Raw genomic sequence first — 15,245 nt, 5'->3', positions numbered from 1 at the left:
GGGCGGCGCCGGGCGGGTCCTCCCGCCCGGCGCCGCCCGGCCCTCGCGGGACGCTGCGGGCCCTCAGAGGGCCTCGCGGTCGGGCGGTCGGGCGGTCGGGCGGTCGGGCGGTCGGGCGGTCAGATGAGACCCAGGGCCGAGGCCCCGCCGACGCCGCCCAGGAGCATGAACACCGGCATGAGGACCTTGAGCTCCACCCAGCTGCCGGCCCGGAAGCGCATCGCCTTGGGCGGGCCGATCGGGTACCAGCGCTTCCCCTTGATCGGCAGGGGCCAGAGGATCGGGCAGCCGGAGACGGTCAGCGCGTCGCCGATGTCGTGGACGAGGGCGCCGAGCAGGATCGGCAGGCCGAGCCAGAGGTACTCCTGCCCCGGGCCGGTGAACAGCCAGCCGGCGCCGTTGCCCGGCTCGTCGAGGACCCCGGCCAGGATCCAGGCGCTGGTCGCGCCGAGCAGCCAGACCAGGACGTCGCTGGACATCCGCGCGGCCCGCCACAGCAGGCCCTCGACGGCCAGCACCAGGTGGACGAAGAGGAGGACGAGGACGCCCCAGCGGTCGAAGCACACCGCGACGGCGGAGGAGCCGGCGCCTATGAGGACCGCCCAGAGCCAGGTGTGGGTCAGGGTGCGGTGGCCGCCGCTGCGGCGGGCGTCGCGCGGCGCGCGGGTGGCCTTGTAGACCGCGTACGAGATCTTGTCGACCACCTCGCACAGGCCCCGGGACAGCGGCCCGAAGGCGCGGGAGATCGTCGCCGACTTGTGGTCGAGGTCGGGGGCGAGTGCCGCGCCGGCGCAGATCAGGGCGCCGACGACCAGTACGGGCCAGGGCATCGGGTGGCCGAAGGCCGCGGTCGCGGCTCCCACCCCCAGCCAGGCCGCAGCCCCGGACAGTGAGTGCGCCGGACCCATCATGCTTGTTTCCCGCCCCGGTCCTGTCGTGGTGGGGCCCCGTCGACGTCTTCGGTCGGGCCGCCTCGACGGCCCAGCGTACCTGCGATGATCTTCTTTCCGTCCGCCGGTTCCCTCTTCCGGCGGGAAGACAGGCAAGATGGGGGCGTGACCCTCATTGATCAGCTCCCGCCGACCGCCGACCCCGACGCCCTCTTCGAGGCTTTCTCCTCGTGGGCGGAGGACCAGGGCATCACCCTGTACCCGGCGCAGGAGGAGGCGCTGATCGAGGTCGTCTCCGGCGCGAACGTCATCCTGTCGACCCCGACCGGCTCCGGCAAGAGCCTCGTGGCGGCGGGCGCGCACTTCACCGCGCTGGCCCAGGACAAGGTCACCTTCTACACCGCCCCGATCAAGGCGCTGGTCTCGGAGAAGTTCTTCGACCTGTGCAAGCTCTTCGGCACCGAGAACGTCGGCATGCTGACCGGCGACGCCTCCGTGAACGCCGACGCCCCGGTGATCTGCTGCACCGCCGAGGTCCTGGCCTCCATCGCCCTGCGCGACGGCAAGTACGCCGACATCGGCCAGGTCGTGATGGACGAGTTCCACTTCTACGCGGAGCCGGACCGCGGCTGGGCCTGGCAGATCCCGCTGCTGGAGCTGCCGCAGGCACAGTTCGTCCTGATGTCGGCGACGCTCGGCGACGTGAAGCGGTTCGAGGAGGACCTGACCCGGCGCACCGGCCGGCCGACCTCGGTGGTCCGCTCCGCGACCCGGCCCGTCCCGCTCTCGTACGAGTACGTGACCACGCCGATCACCGACACCATCACCGAGCTGCTGGAGACCCGGCAGGCGCCGGTCTACATCGTGCACTTCACCCAGGCCCAGGCGGTCGAGCGGGCGCAGTCGCTGATGAGCATCAACATGTGCACCCGCGAGGAGAAGGACAAGATCGCGGAGCTGATCGGAAACTTCCGCTTCACCACGAAGTTCGGCCAGAACCTCTCGCGCTACGTCCGCCACGGGATCGGCGTGCACCACGCGGGCATGCTGCCCAAGTACCGGCGGCTGGTCGAGAAGCTGGCCCAGGCCGGCCTGCTGAAGGTCATCTGCGGTACCGACACCCTCGGGGTGGGCGTCAACGTCCCGATCCGCACGGTGCTGTTCACCGCGCTCACCAAGTACGACGGCAACCGCGTCCGCACCCTGCGCGCCCGCGAGTTCCACCAGATCGCCGGCCGCGCGGGCCGCGCGGGCTTCGACACGGCCGGGTTCGTGGTCGCCCAGGCGCCCGAGCACGTCATCGAGAACGAGAAGGCCCTCGCGAAGGCGGGCGACGACCCCAAGAAGCGCCGCAAGGTGGTGCGCAAGAAGGCTCCCGAGGGCTTCGTCGCCTGGTCGGACACCACCTTCGAGAAGCTGATCGCCGCCGACCCCGAGCCGCTGACCTCCCGCTTCAAGGTCACCAACATCATGCTGCTGTCGGTCATCGCCCGGCCCGGCGACGCCTTCCAGGCGATGCGCAGCCTTCTGGAGGACAACCACGAGCCGCGCAAGGCGCAGCTGCGGCACATCCGCCGGGCCATCGCGATCTACCGCTCCCTGCTGGACGGAGGCGTCGTCGAGAAGCTCGACACCCCGGACGCCGAGGGCCGCACCATCCGGCTCACCGTCGACCTCCAGCAGGATTTCGCGCTGAACCAGCCGCTGTCCACCTTCGCGCTGGCCTCCTTCGACCTGCTGGACCCGGAGTCCCCGTCCTACGCGCTGGACATGGTCTCCGTCGTCGAGTCCACGCTGGACGACCCGCGCCAGATCCTGGCGGCCCAGCAGAACAAGGAGCGGGGCATCGCGGTCGGCGCGATGAAGGCCGACGGGATCGAGTACGAGGAGCGGATGGAGCGCCTCCAGGAGGTGACCTATCCCAAGCCCCTGGAAGACCTGCTGGTGCACGCCTACAACGTGTACAGCAAGAGCCACCCGTGGGTCCGCGACCACCCCGTCTCCCCGAAGTCGATCATCCGCGACATGTACGAGCGGGCGATGACCTTCACCGAGTTCACCTCCTTCTACGAGCTGGCCCGCACCGAGGGCATCGTGCTGCGCTACCTGGCGAGCGCCTACAAGGCCCTCGACCACACCATCCCCGACGACCTGAAGTCCGAGGACCTCGAGGACCTGATCGCCTGGCTGGGCGAGCTGGTGCGCCAGGTCGACTCCAGCCTGCTCGACGAGTGGGAACAGCTGGCGAACCCGGAGGTGGAGACGGCCGAGCAGGCCCAGGAGAAGGCCGACCAGGTCAAGCCGGTCACGGCCAACGCCCGCGCCTTCCGCGTGCTGGTCCGCAACGCGATGTTCCGCCGGGTCGAGCTGGCCGCCCTGGACCACGTCGACCAGCTGGGCGAGCTGGACGCCGAGTCCGGCTGGGACGCCGACGCCTGGGGCGAGGCCATGGACGCGTACTGGGACGAGTACGACGACCTCGGCACCGGCCCCGACGCCCGCGGCCCCAAGCTGCTGCAGATCGAGGAGGACCCGGCGCACGGCCTGTGGCGCGTCCGTCAGACCTTCGCCGACCCGAACGGCGACCATGGCTGGGGCATCAGCGCCGAGGTCGACCTCGCCGCGTCCGACGAGGAGGGCCGGGCCGTGGTCCGGGTCACCTCGGTGGGCGAGCTCGGCGCGCTCTGACCTCCCCCGGACCGCGTCCGGGGGGATCCCCGATGCGCAAGGCACCGGCCCGGGCGGACCCGCCCGGGCCCCCGGACCCGCCGAACACGACAGTGGAGAGCCCGTGACGACGAACCCCGCCGAGAGACTGGTCGACCTGCTCGACCTGGAGCAGATCGAGGTCAACATCTTCCGGGGGGCCAGCCCCCAGGAGTCCCTCCAGCGCGTGTTCGGCGGGCAGGTCGCCGGCCAGGCCCTGGTGGCGGCCGGCCGCACCACCGAGAGCGACCGCCCGGTCCACTCCCTCCACGCGTACTTCCTGCGCCCGGGGATCCCCGGGGTCCCGATCGTGTACCAGGTGGAGCGGGTCCGCGACGGGCGCTCCTTCACCACGCGCCGGGTCACCGCCGTCCAGCAGGGCAAGACCATCTTCAACCTGACCGCCTCCTTCCATCACCCGGAGGAGGGCAGCATCGAGCACCAGCTGCCTCCCCGCCTCGACTTCCCCCACCCGGACGAGCTCCCGAAGGTCGTGGACGAGATCCGCGAGCACCTGGGCGCGCTGCCCGAGGCGCTGGAGCGGATGGCCCGCCGCCAGCCCTTCGACATCCGGTACGTGGACCGGCTCCGCTGGACCCCCGAGGAGCTCAAGGACGCCGACCCGCGCAGCGCGGTGTGGATGCGCGCGGTCGGCCCGCTGGGCGACGACCCGCTCGTGCACACCTGCGCCCTCACCTACGCCAGCGACATGACACTCCTCGACGCCGTGCGCATCCCCGTGGAGCCGCTGTGGGGCATGCGCGGTTTCGACATGGCCTCCCTGGACCACGCCATGTGGTTCCACCGGCCATTCCGGGCGGACGAGTGGTTCCTGTACGACCAGGAGTCCCCCATCGCCCACGGTGGCCGGGGCCTGGCCCGCGGACGCATCTACGACCTGGAGGGCAGGCTGCTGGTCTCCGTGGTCCAGGAGGGCCTGTTCCGCCCCTACCCGGCGGAGAAGGCGATGCCGGCCGTGTCCCCGCAGTAGAGCGGGCCCGCCGGGTCACCCGGCGGCGCCAGCCACCCTGCCGGTCCACCCGGCCCGCCGCCCCTCCTCGTTCCTCCCGTCGCCCCTCCCGTTTCCCGAAGAACTGAGCCTCTCCATGACCACCCCGGCCCTCCCCTGCCCCTGCGGGCTGCCCGCCGCCTATCCGGCCTGCTGCGGCCGCTTCCACTCCGGCGCGCAGCAGGCGCCCACCGCCGAGCTGCTGATGCGCTCGCGCTTCAGCGCCTTCGCGGTCGGCGACACCGCCTACCTGCTGCGGTCCTGGCATCCCTCGACCCGCCCGGGCCGGCTCGACCTCGATCCGGACCAGCGCTGGGAGCGGCTGGAGGTCCTCGCGACCGAGCGCGGCGGGATCTTCGAGACCGAGGGGTCGGTGGAGTTCCGCGCGCACTACCGCGAGGGCGGGCACACGGGATCGCTCCACGAGAACAGCACCTTCTCCCGGGAGGGCGGGGCGTGGGTCTACGTCGGCCCCCTCTCCCCCGTCGAGTTCGACTGATCCCGCGCCCCGGCCAGGGCCGAGTCCAGCCTGGCGCGGTACCGGTCGACCTCCTCCGGCCGCTGCGCCAGCAGGAGCGGGCGGGCCACCGCCGCGGCCGCCGGGACCTGCGGGTGGCCGTAGGGCGGGGGTGGTGCGAGCGCGGCGAGCACGACCCGCTCGGCCGGGTCGGGCACGGCGGACAGCACCTCCTCGTCCGGGAGCACGGAGGCCACCACGGCAGCCCGCTCCCACGGGTCGGCGGTGCGTCTCAGCAGCAGTCCCACATGCCGCTCCCGCCACTTCAGCGGGCGCAGGTCCGCCCGGGCCGCCCACAGCTCCCGGTCCGCAGGGGGCGCGGCGCCCCGCAGCAGCCCCGGCTCCCGGGCGGCGAACTCCCTCAGCTCCGCCGCCAGATAGAGCCAGACCAGAGCCCGGTAGCGGTTGACCCGGTAGCCGACGGGGCCCAGGTGCCCGCAGCGGGCGAGCCGGGTGAACCGGGTCGGCCCGGTGCCCAGTACCCGTGCGCCGTGGTCCGCGCCGGCCACCGTCTCGACCTGGGCGCGCAGCGCCTCCGGGAATCCCCGCGCCGCCTTGACCCGCTCCAGCTCGCTCCGGGTGTAACGGGCGGCGACGCCCGCCGCACGGGGCCCCTGGCACACCAGCCCCAGCTGGACTGCCCGGGCGAACTCACCGCGCCGCAGGCCCAGTTCCGCCGCGGCCCGGACCCCGCCGAGCAGGGCCTCCGGCCGCGCGTGCGCCTCCGGCGGCACGCCGGCCTCCTGGGCCGTACCGACGGGCGCACGCTCCCCCATGTCCACCTTCATCACGGTCCTCCCCCACACCTTGCGACCACCCCCGGCAGTCACTCTGTGTAAAGACCGTAACCGAGAGCTACGAGATCGCGCCCGGCCTGTGGACAACTCCCCGGACCCTGCCGGTTCCCCGCCGGATCAGCGGACCCGGGCTGCTCCTCGGACTCCCCCCGACCGCCCTCCGCTCAGCCCCCGGTGATCCGCCGCTCCGCGACCCCCAGGTGTTCCCCCACCCGGTTGACCAGCAGCGTCATCTCGTACGCGACCTGCACGATGTCCGCCTCGGCGGCGCTCAGGGCGCACAGGCTGCTGCCCGAGCCGGCCGCCACCACGAAGAGGAAGCCCTCGTCGTACTCGACCATCGTCTGGCGCACCTCACCCGCCCTGAAGTGCCGTCCGGAGCCCTTCGCCAGGCTCTGCAGCCCGGCCGCGACGGCGGCGAGGTGCTCGGCGTCCTCCCGTGCCAGGCCCGCGCTCGCCGCCGTCACCAGCCCGTCGTTCGACAGCACCACCGCGTGGCGCACCTGCGGGACCCTGCGCGTCAGATCGTCCAGCAACCAGTCGAGCTGCTTGTCCAGTGCCATTTCCAGCCCCTCCCCGTTGACCCGGCCGACGTGGCCGCGCCCCTCCCCGCGTGGTCGTGCCGCAAGCCTTCCCCACCAGGGGCTTTCCGGCAAGGAGGATGGACGCCTGGCACGGAAGATGACTCAAGAGGAATGGCGGGCCTCCGTCCCGCGCTCCGCCCGCGCCGGAAGGGCGTCCGCACCCCACACGGAGGGGAGCCCTGCCACCCCTCCCACCCGGTCCGTTCCCGACGGCGGACGCTCGGCATGCACCACCGCCGCCGACAGCGTCAAGAGGCGGAATCCGGCCCTTCACACGGAACCGGCCTGCGGCGCCACGGCTTCCAGCAGCCGGGCGGTGTGCACCCGCCCCGCGTACTCGACGAGCCGGATCAGCACCTCCTTGCCCGAGTCCTTGTCCCGCGCGTCGCACAGGACCACCGGTGTCCCCGGCTCCAGGTCCAGCGCCCGCGACACCTCGTCCGCCCCGTAGCGCCGGGCGTCTGCGAAACAGTTGACGGCGACCACGAAGGGGATCCGCCGGTGCTCGAAGTAGTCCACCGCCGGAAAGCAGTCCTCCAGCCGCCGGGTGTCGGCGAGCACCACCGCCCCGAGCGCGCCCTGCGCCAGCTCGTCCCACAGGAACCAGAAGCGGTCCTGGCCCGGTGTGCCGAACAGGTACAGCGACAGCCCGGAGCGGATGGTGATCCGCCCGAAGTCCATGGCCACGGTGGTCGTGGACTTCCGTTCCACCCCGCCGGTGTCGTCGACCAGCTCGCCCGCCTCGCTCAGCAGTTCCTCCGTCCGCAGCGGACGGATCTCGCTGACCGCGCCGACCAGCGTGGTCTTGCCCACCCCGAACCCGCCCGCCACGAGGATCTTCAGCGCGAGCGCGGCCAGATCGGCATCGCCCGCCGAGCCCCCCGTCCCCGCAGGTCCGTCGTCGTGCAGTCCCATCACAGTGCTCGCAATCCCTCGATGACTTCCCGCAGAATCCGCAGCTCCGGCAGCCGGGCGGGCGGCACCGGACGGCTGACCGTCACCTGCCCCGCCTCCAGCAGGTCCCCCAGCAGCACCCGCACCACGCCCACCGGGAGATCGGCCTCGGCGGCGAGCTCCGCGACCGACTGGGCCTCTGACCGGCAGAGCCCCAGCAGGGCCCGGTGTTCGGGACCCAGCAGTGCCGCCTCCCCCACCCCGCCGGCCGCGGCGTCGACCACGACCAGGGCGATCAGGTCGAAGCGGACCCCGTGCGGCGCCGGCTTCGTCCGCCCGCCGGTCATGGCGTACGGGCGGACGAGCGGGCCCGCTTCGGCGTCGTACCACCGGCCGTCCACGCGCCGGGCCTTCGCTCTCACCCGGCGGCCGGCGGGTGGTGGACCGCGTACCGGGGCGGGGTGTAGAGGTGCTCGCCGACCCGTCTGACCAGCCGGGCCATCTCGTACGCGATCAGGCCGACGTCAGCGCCGGCCGTGCTGAGGACTGCCAGGCAGGAACCGTCCCCGGCGGCCGCGACGAAGAGGAACCCCTCGTCCATCTCCACCATCGTCTGGCGCACGTCCCCCGCGCGGAAGTGCCGGCCCGCGCCCTTGGCGAGGCTGTGGAAGCCGGAGGCCACGGCGGCCAGGTGCTCGGCGTCCTCCCGGCTCAGCCCGCTGGAGGAGCCGACGGCGAGCCCGTCGTCGGACAGGACCACCGCGTGCCGCACCTCCCGGACCCGCATCACCAGTTCGTCGAGCAGCCAGTCCGGCCCACTCGTCCGGCGGACGCCGCCGAGCGCGGCTCTGTGGTGTTCGGTCATCACACTTCTCCTTCGCTGCCTGCATGGGCGGAGTCGTCCCGGGAGCCGCGCACCCAACCAGCCCGGTAGGCCGCCATCCGGTCCCGCACCTGCTCCGGACTCCGGCCCGGCGGCCCGGCGGCAGGCCCTTCCCAGGACGCGGGCGGCACGGCGGGGGCCTCGCGCAGCTGCGGGACCAGGCTGGCCTGGCGGACCCTGTGCGGCAGGTCGGCCGCGGGGGCGGGGGCCGGGGCCAGGGCTGACGCGGGCGCTCCAAGGTCGACGGGGGCGGCGCCCTGCGGGCGGCCCGGGCCGGGGGCCGGGACGCCGCCCGCGGTCTCCCGCGCGCCCGCCGCCCGCAGCGGCTCCGGCCGCTCCGCGCCGTCCGCGCCGTCCGCCTCCGCGGACTCCGCCACGGCGGCCGGCGGGGCCTCGATGGCGCCCTGGAGGAGGGCGAGCGGCAGCAGCACCACGGCCGTGGTGCCCCCGTACGGCGAGGGGCGCAGGTGCACCCTGATGCCGTGGCGGGCGGAGAGCCGGCTGACGACGAAGAGCCCGAGGCGGTCGCTGTCGAAAAGGTCGAGGTCCTCGGACTGCTCGATCCGCCGGTTCGCCTCGGCGAGGGCCTCGCGCCCCATGCCGAGCCCGCGGTCCTCGACCTCCAGCACGTAGCCCGCGCCGACGGGCTCCCCGCTGACCCGGACCTTGGTGTGCGGCGGGGAGAACTGGGCGGCGTTCTCGATCAGTTCGGCGAGGAGGTGGGTGAGGTCGGCGACCGGTCCGCCCGCGACGGAGGTCTCGGCGAGCCCGCGCACCTCGACGCGCGGATAGTCCTCGATCTCGGCGACGGCTGCGCGCACGACGTTCGTCAGCGGTACCGGCTTCGGCCAGGCCCGGCCGGGGGCCGCACCGGACAGGATGATCAGACTTTCCGCGTGGCGGCGCATCCGGGTGGTGAGGTGGTCGAGCCGGAAGAGGTCGTCGAGCTCGCCCGGGTCGTCGGCCCGGCGCTCCATCGAGTCCAGCAGGGTGAGCTGCTTGTGGACCAGGACCTGGCTGCGGCGGGCGAGGTTGACGAAGACCCCGCTGATCCCGCTCGCGAGTTCGGCCCGCTCGACCGCGGCGCTGAGGGCGGCCCGGTGGACGGTGGACAGGGCCACGCCCACCTGGGTGATCTCGTCCTCGGCGGGCGGGCCGGCCGGGGCCTCGGCCTCGATGTCGATCTCGTCGGCCCGGCCGGCCCGGATCCGGGCCATGGCGTCCGGGAGCTTGCGGTGCGCGATCTCCAGGGCGGAGTCGCGCAGCGTCACCAGCTCCACGACCAGGAAGCGGCCGATGCGGACGGAGATGACGAGCGAGACGGCGACGGCGGCCAGGCCCAGCAGCACGGCGGCGCCGGCCGGGCTGAGGGCGGTCTCGGCCAGCGGGTCGGCGCGCCGGGCGGTCTCGGCGTGCGCGGCCTGCCGGATCTCGCGCATCGAGCTGCTGACGCTCGTGTACGCGCCGTCCCACCCCGGGGGCGTGCCGCGCGGCTCCTTCGCGGCGGAGCCCGCACTCGCAGCCGCAGCGGTTGCGGCCGGCGCCGTCAGGAACTTGTCCTCGGCGGCGGTCAGCTCGGTGTAGGCGGCGCTGTTCGCCACGGACCGCCAGACCGCCCGCTGCCCCGGGGGCAGGTCCCCGGCGCCGGCCGCCGTCAGCGCACGGCGGGACTCCACCGTGCCGGTCAGGCGGCGCTGCGCTTCGGCGTTGCGGGTGCCCGGCAGGGCGAGCAGGGCGTCCTCCCGGGAGAGCAGTTCGGCGGCCCGGGCGAACTCCAGCAGGACGCGGGCGTCCGGTCCGAGTTCGGCGTCCCGGCCGCCGGTCAGGGCTCCCTCGACGGCGAGGGCGGAGTCGGCGACGCGGGTGTACGTCTCGTAGGCCCCGTCCGGGGCGGCGCGGCGGGCGGCGATGTCCCTGCGGGCGGAGCCGAGCGCCTCGGCGTCGGCGACGAAGGCGCGGAGGCGGACGACGACGTCGGTGCGGTAGTCGCCGGAGTCGGCGACGGTGTGACGGTCGCCGAGGCGCAGCCGCCCCACCGCCGCATCGGTGCGACGGGCCTGCTGCTCGAGGGCGGACGCCTGGTCGGAGGCGGGGTCGGCCAGGAAGCGGATGGCGGCCCGGCGCTCGGCCTGAAGCTCGGTGAGAGCGGCGGCCACGGGCGTGCGCATCCCGGCGTCGACCTGCCGGACGCGGTCGAGGCGGGCCACGTCCTGGGCGGCCCCGACCGTCGCGAAGCCCCAGAGGGCGAGCAGGGAGACCACCGGGACCATGAGCAGCGAGACGACCTTGGCGCGCACGGTGGCGGGCCGCAGCCGGACCGCCGGCCGCGCCGGACCCCTGTCTCCCGCGCCGGTGAATCCGGGCACGGCCGTCACCTCGGCAGGGGGACCGGCATGGGCGCGGCGGCCGCGCACCGGGGGCACGGGCCGGCGCGGCGCCGCTGGTTCCGGTCTTCTGCGGGGTCTGCGCATGGGCTCCTCGTTCCGGGGAGTACGTCTGGACGGGGCGCGGGGGTCAGCGGGAGGGTGCGGCGCGCTCCACCGGGCGCCGGGCGGAGGGCGGCGCCGAGGCCGGCGCGGACGGGGACAGGTACGGGGGTGCCGGAGCAGGGGCCACGGCGGAGGCCGAGTCCGACGCCGCCCACTCGTCCGCCGTCGGGGACAGCGCGACGAAGGCGGCGGTGATGAAGAGGTACGAGCCGAGCCCGACCGCGAGCGGGAAGACGAACTGCAGCGCGGTGGCCCCGGGAAGGGCCTGGTCCGCGGGGGTCACTCGGACGGCGACGGCCATCATCCCGGTGTAGTGCATGCTGCTGACGGCCCCGCCCATGACGAGGGAGGCGACGGCCACGGCCAGCGGAGACCTGATGTTGAGGCCGGCCCACAGCGCGGCGGTCGCGGCGACGACGGCGATGGCGACGGACAGCCCGACGGTGAGCGGGTCGTAGGCGATCCGACCGTGCAGGCGCAGGGCCGCCATGCCGAGGTAGTGCATGCTCGCCACGCCGAGGCCGGTGGTGAGGCCGCCGAGGACCAGGGAGCGGCCGCGGTCCCTGCCGTGGCCGACCGCGAAGACCCCGGCACCGACGACGAGCACGGCGACGAGCAGGCTCAGCAGGGTCAGCGGCACGTTGAAGTGGATCTCGGTGCCGGTGACGTGGAAGCCCAGCATGGCGATGAAGTGCATCGTCCAGATGCCGGTGCCGATGGCGGAGGCGGCGGTGAGCAGCCAGTTGCGGCGGGAGGCGCCCGTCGCGGCGAGCGCGCGGACGGTGCAGCGCAGCCCCAGGGCGGCGCCGATCGATGCCATCGCGTACGACAGCACGGGTGTCAGCCAGCCATAGGCGGCGTGGTCCAGGTGTCCCATGGCCACGGGACGCTAGTCCGGGTGAGGGCACGAACAAGGGGCGCATTTCGAAAGCCGCTGGAACTGCTGGAATATGACAGAGCTACGTTCGTCTGCGATCACACCACGTGCCACCTTGCACACGGTGCACAGGGACCCCACGCGAGCCGCCGCGGGGCCGCGCAGGCCAATGCAGTTGCCTTTGAGTTGCGGAGGGGATCGTCGCCCTGTCTGTGACGGAGTAGGGCGCGGGCCGGCAGGTCAGACACGCTCCGTACCATCCATAGGTGATCAACCCGTTCTTCCACACACCCAGACGCCGCTTCATCACCCTGGCCACGCTGGCTGCCGTCGTCGCCTTCGGGTGGTACGCCGTTCAGCCGGTCTATCCACGATGTACGACCTACGCAGTCGGCTCAGGGTCCCTCATGTCCGCCGGCACTTCGACGGAAGAGTGGGAAGCCGTAGCCCGGAAGGCTTACGAGGACGCCTTGGCCGACGGCACATGCGGACCATCCCACGCCCGATTCCGAGACTGGATCGGCTGACCTGAGCCCGCATCCCCGAAGCGCTGCGGCCCTTGGTTCCGTCGTGGGGGCCTCGGGCTGCAAGCCTGTCAGTGCTGGGAGGCAGACTGCTGTGCATGACTTTGGTGACTGCGCGGGATTACGCCTGGATACGCTCCTCCCGGATGTTCGGCGACGCAATGACGGGCGGATACGGCCTGGCCCTCGTCCACGGCACCACTGCCACCGACATACTGCGTCTGATGGAGGCCAAGCCGAAGGGCACGGGTGAGGGACTGGATACTCTGGTCGAGGAGCATCTGGAGCATCGCGCTGCGACGGATTACTGGGACGATTCCTTCATCGCGGGAGCTTTCACCGTGCCGGGCACAGACGGCGACTGGACGCTCGTCTTCGACTTCAACGGTGGCGTAGGGATGTCACGGTTCATGCCGTCCCTGTCGCAGAACGGGCGAGCCGTGTCGCATTCCACCAACGGGGGCGCGCCGATCGACCTTTTCGACTGGTTTGAGGACGGTGAGCTGCGGACCGGCTTCGAATGGCCCACGAACAGATACGGCAGCACCCCGGACGAGCTGGTCCCGATGATGCGTGAGATCGGCTTCGACCTGACCGAGGACGAGGACGACACAGGCCCGAGTACCGATACCAAGGCGGCGGTGCTTGCCCTCACCGAGCGTCTGACGGGCGTACGGCTCACAGAGGAACTTCTCAAAAATGCCGAGTACCACCTCGGACACGTTCCGGAGGCGCCCGCAGAGGAGTGGACCAAGGTGGTCATCGACGTCACCGGCGCGGACGGGGAACGGTTCTACAAAGAGGTCACCCGCGAGGAGGTGGAGACCGCCACTGCCCTCGCCCGGGCCCGAGCCGAGGAACCGATCGTCATTCTCGGTCCCTCGTCACCTACTCCTTAGGCGGTGACGAGGCTCGGGTTCCCCTGAGTACCGGTCTTCCGGCTCGGCGGTTGCTTCGTGGTCCGGTTGTGGGCCCAGCGGCCCGGCTGGACTGTGTCTCGTCTGGCTCGGGTCCTCAGGACGGGCCAACGGTTCGGCTTCTTGATCGCGCGCGGGCACTCCCGGCCGCGCCGGGCCGGCAGAGGGCGTGCACGTGCCTCCCGCCCGGCCTCGGCAAAGGAGCGGGTGAGCTTGGCGGCGGTCGCTCCGAGCTGGGACGGAATGCTGCGGCGGACGATGCGTACGCACTTCAGGTAGGAGACACGGTCGGCGTCCACCGTCGGGCGGGTAAGCGCGGCCGTGTGGGCGAACTGGCGGATCGCATGGTGGACCGCGAGGTAGGCCCACAGTTCCTGTCGGACGCCTTCCGGTGTCCGCGACCTGATCGGCCCGCCCGGGCCGAGGTGGTTCTTGATCTCGTCGAAGGCGAGCTCGATCTCCCAGCGTTCCCGGTAGAGCGCAACCAACTCGTCGGCCGGATACTGCTCGGGATCCAGCAGCGTCGTGCCCAGATAGGCGACCTTGTCGCCCTTGGCGAAGGCGATGACCCGGTAGATCACGTGCCGGGGCAGCGTTCGGCCCTCTCGGGCGGCTCGGAGCCGGACGTCCTTTCCCGGTCGCGCCATCGACAGGTATGAGCCGTCCGGAAGTTCTTCCTGGGCGGTGCCCAGGTGGTTGGACTGGAGACTGACCAGCAGATCCGCGCCCCCCATGGTGAAGACGTGAGCGAACTCGACCGACCAGAAGCCGCGGTCGGCGATGACCAGGTCGCCGGGGCCGGTGGAGCCGGCCAGCGGGTAAGCGAGGCCGCGTTCTCCGTCGCGGTAACCGCCGAGGCGGGCATCGAGGACTCCGGGCGTTCCGACCTCGGCCAGGACCACCGCCCTGACCTGGGGGAAGCCGAAGGGCACACCGCCGGTGGCGGAGGGGCCGTCGAAGGTGTCGCCGTTACTCGTCGAATCCGGAAGATCGAACTGCGTGCCATCCAGGGCCAGGAGCCGCAGACCTCGCCACCATGCGCCGGGTGTGGCCGGGGTGGCGAGCGGGCCGGTCACCTGGCGGAAGACGGTCTCCAGCACGTCCTCGCCGAGGCGGGCGCGGGCCCGGCACAACGACGACCGGTTCACCCGCGCGAGGGCCCCGCTGCCCGGGATGCCGCTGGTCAGCACCCGCAGCACCTCCTCGTACGACTCCCGGGCGAACAGACACAGGGCCAGGACGAAGTACACAACCAGCCAAGCCGGCAGGAGACGACGGCGCCGCTCGGCTCGGCCGTGCTTGGCTATCGCCGCGTCCACCAGCTCAGCGGTGAACACCTTCGTCAGGATCCCGATCCGCACCCGCTGGCCCGCACCCCACCCGGTCACAAGCGGGGCAACGATCTCCTCAGCTCAAAGGCAACTGCATTGGGCCGCGCAGGCCCCCGGGGCGCCGGACCGGGCACCGGGTGCGGAATCATGGGCGTATGGACACGGTGAACCGCAGGAACGAGGACCGGGCGCGCGTACAGGAGTTCTTCGGGGCGCGTGCGGACGCCTGGGACGAGAAGTTCCCGGAGGACGGGCCCGCCTTCGCGACGGCCGTCGCCGAGCTGGGCATCGGGCCCGGCGACCGGGTGCTCGACGCGGGCTGCGGCACCGGGCGGGCGCTGACCCCGCTGCGCGCGGCCGTCGGCCCCTCCGGAACCGTGCTCGGTGCGGACCTCACCGAGCCGATGCTGGCCGCCGCCCGGCGGGCGGGACGCGGGGCGGACGGGACACTGCTGCGCGCGGACGTGGCCCGGCTGCCGCTGCGCGACGGGGCGCTGGACGCGGTGTTCGCGGCGGGGCTGATCGCGCACCTGCCCGAGCCGGCGGCGAACCTACGCGAGCTCGCCCGCGTGGTCCGCCCCGGTGGCCGGCTCGCACTGTTTCACCCGATCGGGCGAGCCGCGCTCGCCGCGCGCCACGGACGCGAGCTGACCCCCGACGACCTGCGGGCCGAGCACAACCTCGGCCCGCTGCTGTCCGGTTCCGGCTGGGAGATGACCTCGTACGCCGACGAGGACGCCCGCTTCCTGGTCCTGGCCGTACGCCGCGCCTGAGACAGGATCCCGGCCCCTCCACGTCGGCCGGGCCGCCGGGGTCCCCGCCGGACC

15 protein-coding genes are annotated in these 15,245 nt (G+C 72.9%); 6 read left to right on the top strand and 9 right to left on the bottom strand.

Translation table 11 applies throughout. From position 1 onward, the window contains the following. Positions 1-119 precede the first annotated feature (119 nt). The gene (locus ACFY15_RS17785; RefSeq protein WP_390825748.1) at positions 120-911 is read right to left on the bottom strand and encodes a metal-dependent hydrolase; all 792 of its coding nucleotides are present in this window, start codon (positions 909-911) and stop codon (positions 120-122) included. Positions 912-995: 84 nt separating this feature from the next. Between ACFY15_RS17785 and ACFY15_RS17780 the strand changes: the two genes are divergently transcribed. The 3 genes from ACFY15_RS17780 (at position 996) to ACFY15_RS17770 (ending at position 5,104) form a co-directional block, all read left to right on the top strand. After that, positions 996-3,578 carry a DEAD/DEAH box helicase gene (locus tag ACFY15_RS17780; RefSeq protein ID WP_390686679.1) on the top strand — a complete coding sequence of 861 codons (2,583 nt, stop codon included), beginning with the start codon at positions 996-998 and terminating at the stop codon, positions 3,576-3,578. Positions 3,579-3,681: 103 nt separating this feature from the next. After that, on the top strand, positions 3,682-4,587 hold the full coding sequence (locus ACFY15_RS17775; protein ID WP_390686680.1) for an acyl-CoA thioesterase: 906 nt from the start codon (positions 3,682-3,684) through the stop codon (positions 4,585-4,587). A gap of 115 nt (positions 4,588-4,702) precedes the next feature. After that, positions 4,703-5,104: a YchJ family protein gene (locus tag ACFY15_RS17770; RefSeq protein ID WP_390686681.1), complete on the top strand. Its 402-nt coding sequence runs from the start codon at positions 4,703-4,705 to the stop codon at positions 5,102-5,104. Here the strand turns inward: ACFY15_RS17770 and ACFY15_RS17765 are convergent. The 7 genes from ACFY15_RS17765 to ACFY15_RS17735 all read right to left on the bottom strand — a co-directional run bounded on the left by ACFY15_RS17765 (position 5,068) and on the right by ACFY15_RS17735 (position 11,646). Then, the gene (locus ACFY15_RS17765; protein ID WP_390686682.1) at positions 5,068-5,910 is read right to left on the bottom strand and encodes a DUF6397 family protein; all 843 of its coding nucleotides are present in this window, start codon (positions 5,908-5,910) and stop codon (positions 5,068-5,070) included. The genes ACFY15_RS17770 and ACFY15_RS17765 overlap by 37 nt on opposite strands. A gap of 173 nt (positions 5,911-6,083) precedes the next feature. After that, positions 6,084-6,482 carry a roadblock/LC7 domain-containing protein gene (locus ACFY15_RS17760; protein ID WP_042809302.1) on the bottom strand — a complete coding sequence of 133 codons (399 nt, stop codon included), beginning with the start codon at positions 6,480-6,482 and terminating at the stop codon, positions 6,084-6,086. 291 nt (positions 6,483-6,773) lie between these two features. Next, positions 6,774-7,418 (bottom strand): ATP/GTP-binding protein, encoded by a 645-nt coding sequence (locus tag ACFY15_RS17755; protein WP_390686683.1) that lies wholly within the window; start codon positions 7,416-7,418, stop codon positions 6,774-6,776. Continuing rightward, positions 7,418-7,744: a DUF742 domain-containing protein gene (locus tag ACFY15_RS17750; RefSeq protein ID WP_390686731.1), complete on the bottom strand. Its 327-nt coding sequence runs from the start codon at positions 7,742-7,744 to the stop codon at positions 7,418-7,420. Before ACFY15_RS17750 ends, ACFY15_RS17755 begins: the two co-directional genes overlap by 1 nt. A gap of 71 nt (positions 7,745-7,815) precedes the next feature. Then, a complete protein-coding gene (locus ACFY15_RS17745; RefSeq protein WP_390686684.1) occupies positions 7,816-8,262 on the bottom strand; it encodes a roadblock/LC7 domain-containing protein in 447 nt (148 codons plus the stop codon). Beyond that, the gene (locus tag ACFY15_RS17740; RefSeq protein ID WP_390686685.1) at positions 8,262-10,751 is read right to left on the bottom strand and encodes a nitrate- and nitrite sensing domain-containing protein; all 2,490 of its coding nucleotides are present in this window, start codon (positions 10,749-10,751) and stop codon (positions 8,262-8,264) included. The genes ACFY15_RS17745 and ACFY15_RS17740 overlap by 1 nt, the downstream gene beginning before the upstream one ends. Positions 10,752-10,794: 43 nt before the next feature. Continuing rightward, positions 10,795-11,646: an MHYT domain-containing protein gene (locus tag ACFY15_RS17735; RefSeq protein ID WP_390686686.1), complete on the bottom strand. Its 852-nt coding sequence runs from the start codon at positions 11,644-11,646 to the stop codon at positions 10,795-10,797. A 266-nt stretch (positions 11,647-11,912) separates the two neighbouring features. Between ACFY15_RS17735 and ACFY15_RS17730 the strand changes: the two genes are divergently transcribed. Together ACFY15_RS17730 and ACFY15_RS17725 are read left to right on the top strand one after the other, a co-directional pair. Next, positions 11,913-12,173: a hypothetical protein gene (locus ACFY15_RS17730; RefSeq protein ID WP_390686687.1), complete on the top strand. Its 261-nt coding sequence runs from the start codon at positions 11,913-11,915 to the stop codon at positions 12,171-12,173. Positions 12,174-12,268: 95 nt separating this feature from the next. Further along, the gene (locus tag ACFY15_RS17725) at positions 12,269-13,069 is read left to right on the top strand and encodes a DUF6461 domain-containing protein (RefSeq protein WP_390686688.1); all 801 of its coding nucleotides are present in this window, start codon (positions 12,269-12,271) and stop codon (positions 13,067-13,069) included. Here the strand turns inward: ACFY15_RS17725 and ACFY15_RS17720 are convergent. Further along, on the bottom strand, positions 13,066-14,448 hold the full coding sequence (locus ACFY15_RS17720) for an IS4 family transposase (protein ID WP_390825817.1): 1,383 nt from the start codon (positions 14,446-14,448) through the stop codon (positions 13,066-13,068). The genes ACFY15_RS17725 and ACFY15_RS17720 overlap by 4 nt on opposite strands. A 125-nt stretch (positions 14,449-14,573) precedes the next feature. On the opposite strand from ACFY15_RS17720, the gene ACFY15_RS17715 reads away from it, so the two are divergent. Then, the gene (locus tag ACFY15_RS17715) at positions 14,574-15,191 is read left to right on the top strand and encodes a class I SAM-dependent methyltransferase (RefSeq protein ID WP_390686690.1); all 618 of its coding nucleotides are present in this window, start codon (positions 14,574-14,576) and stop codon (positions 15,189-15,191) included. Positions 15,192-15,245 lie beyond the last annotated feature (54 nt).

Origin of the sequence: Streptomyces sp. NPDC001373, from assembly GCF_042895815.1 — a bacterium.
Classification (GTDB): Bacteria; Actinomycetota; Actinomycetes; order Streptomycetales; family Streptomycetaceae; genus Streptomyces.
The sequence above is the reverse complement of the archived record's forward strand: the minus strand, read 5'-3'. Positions and strand labels throughout refer to the sequence as shown.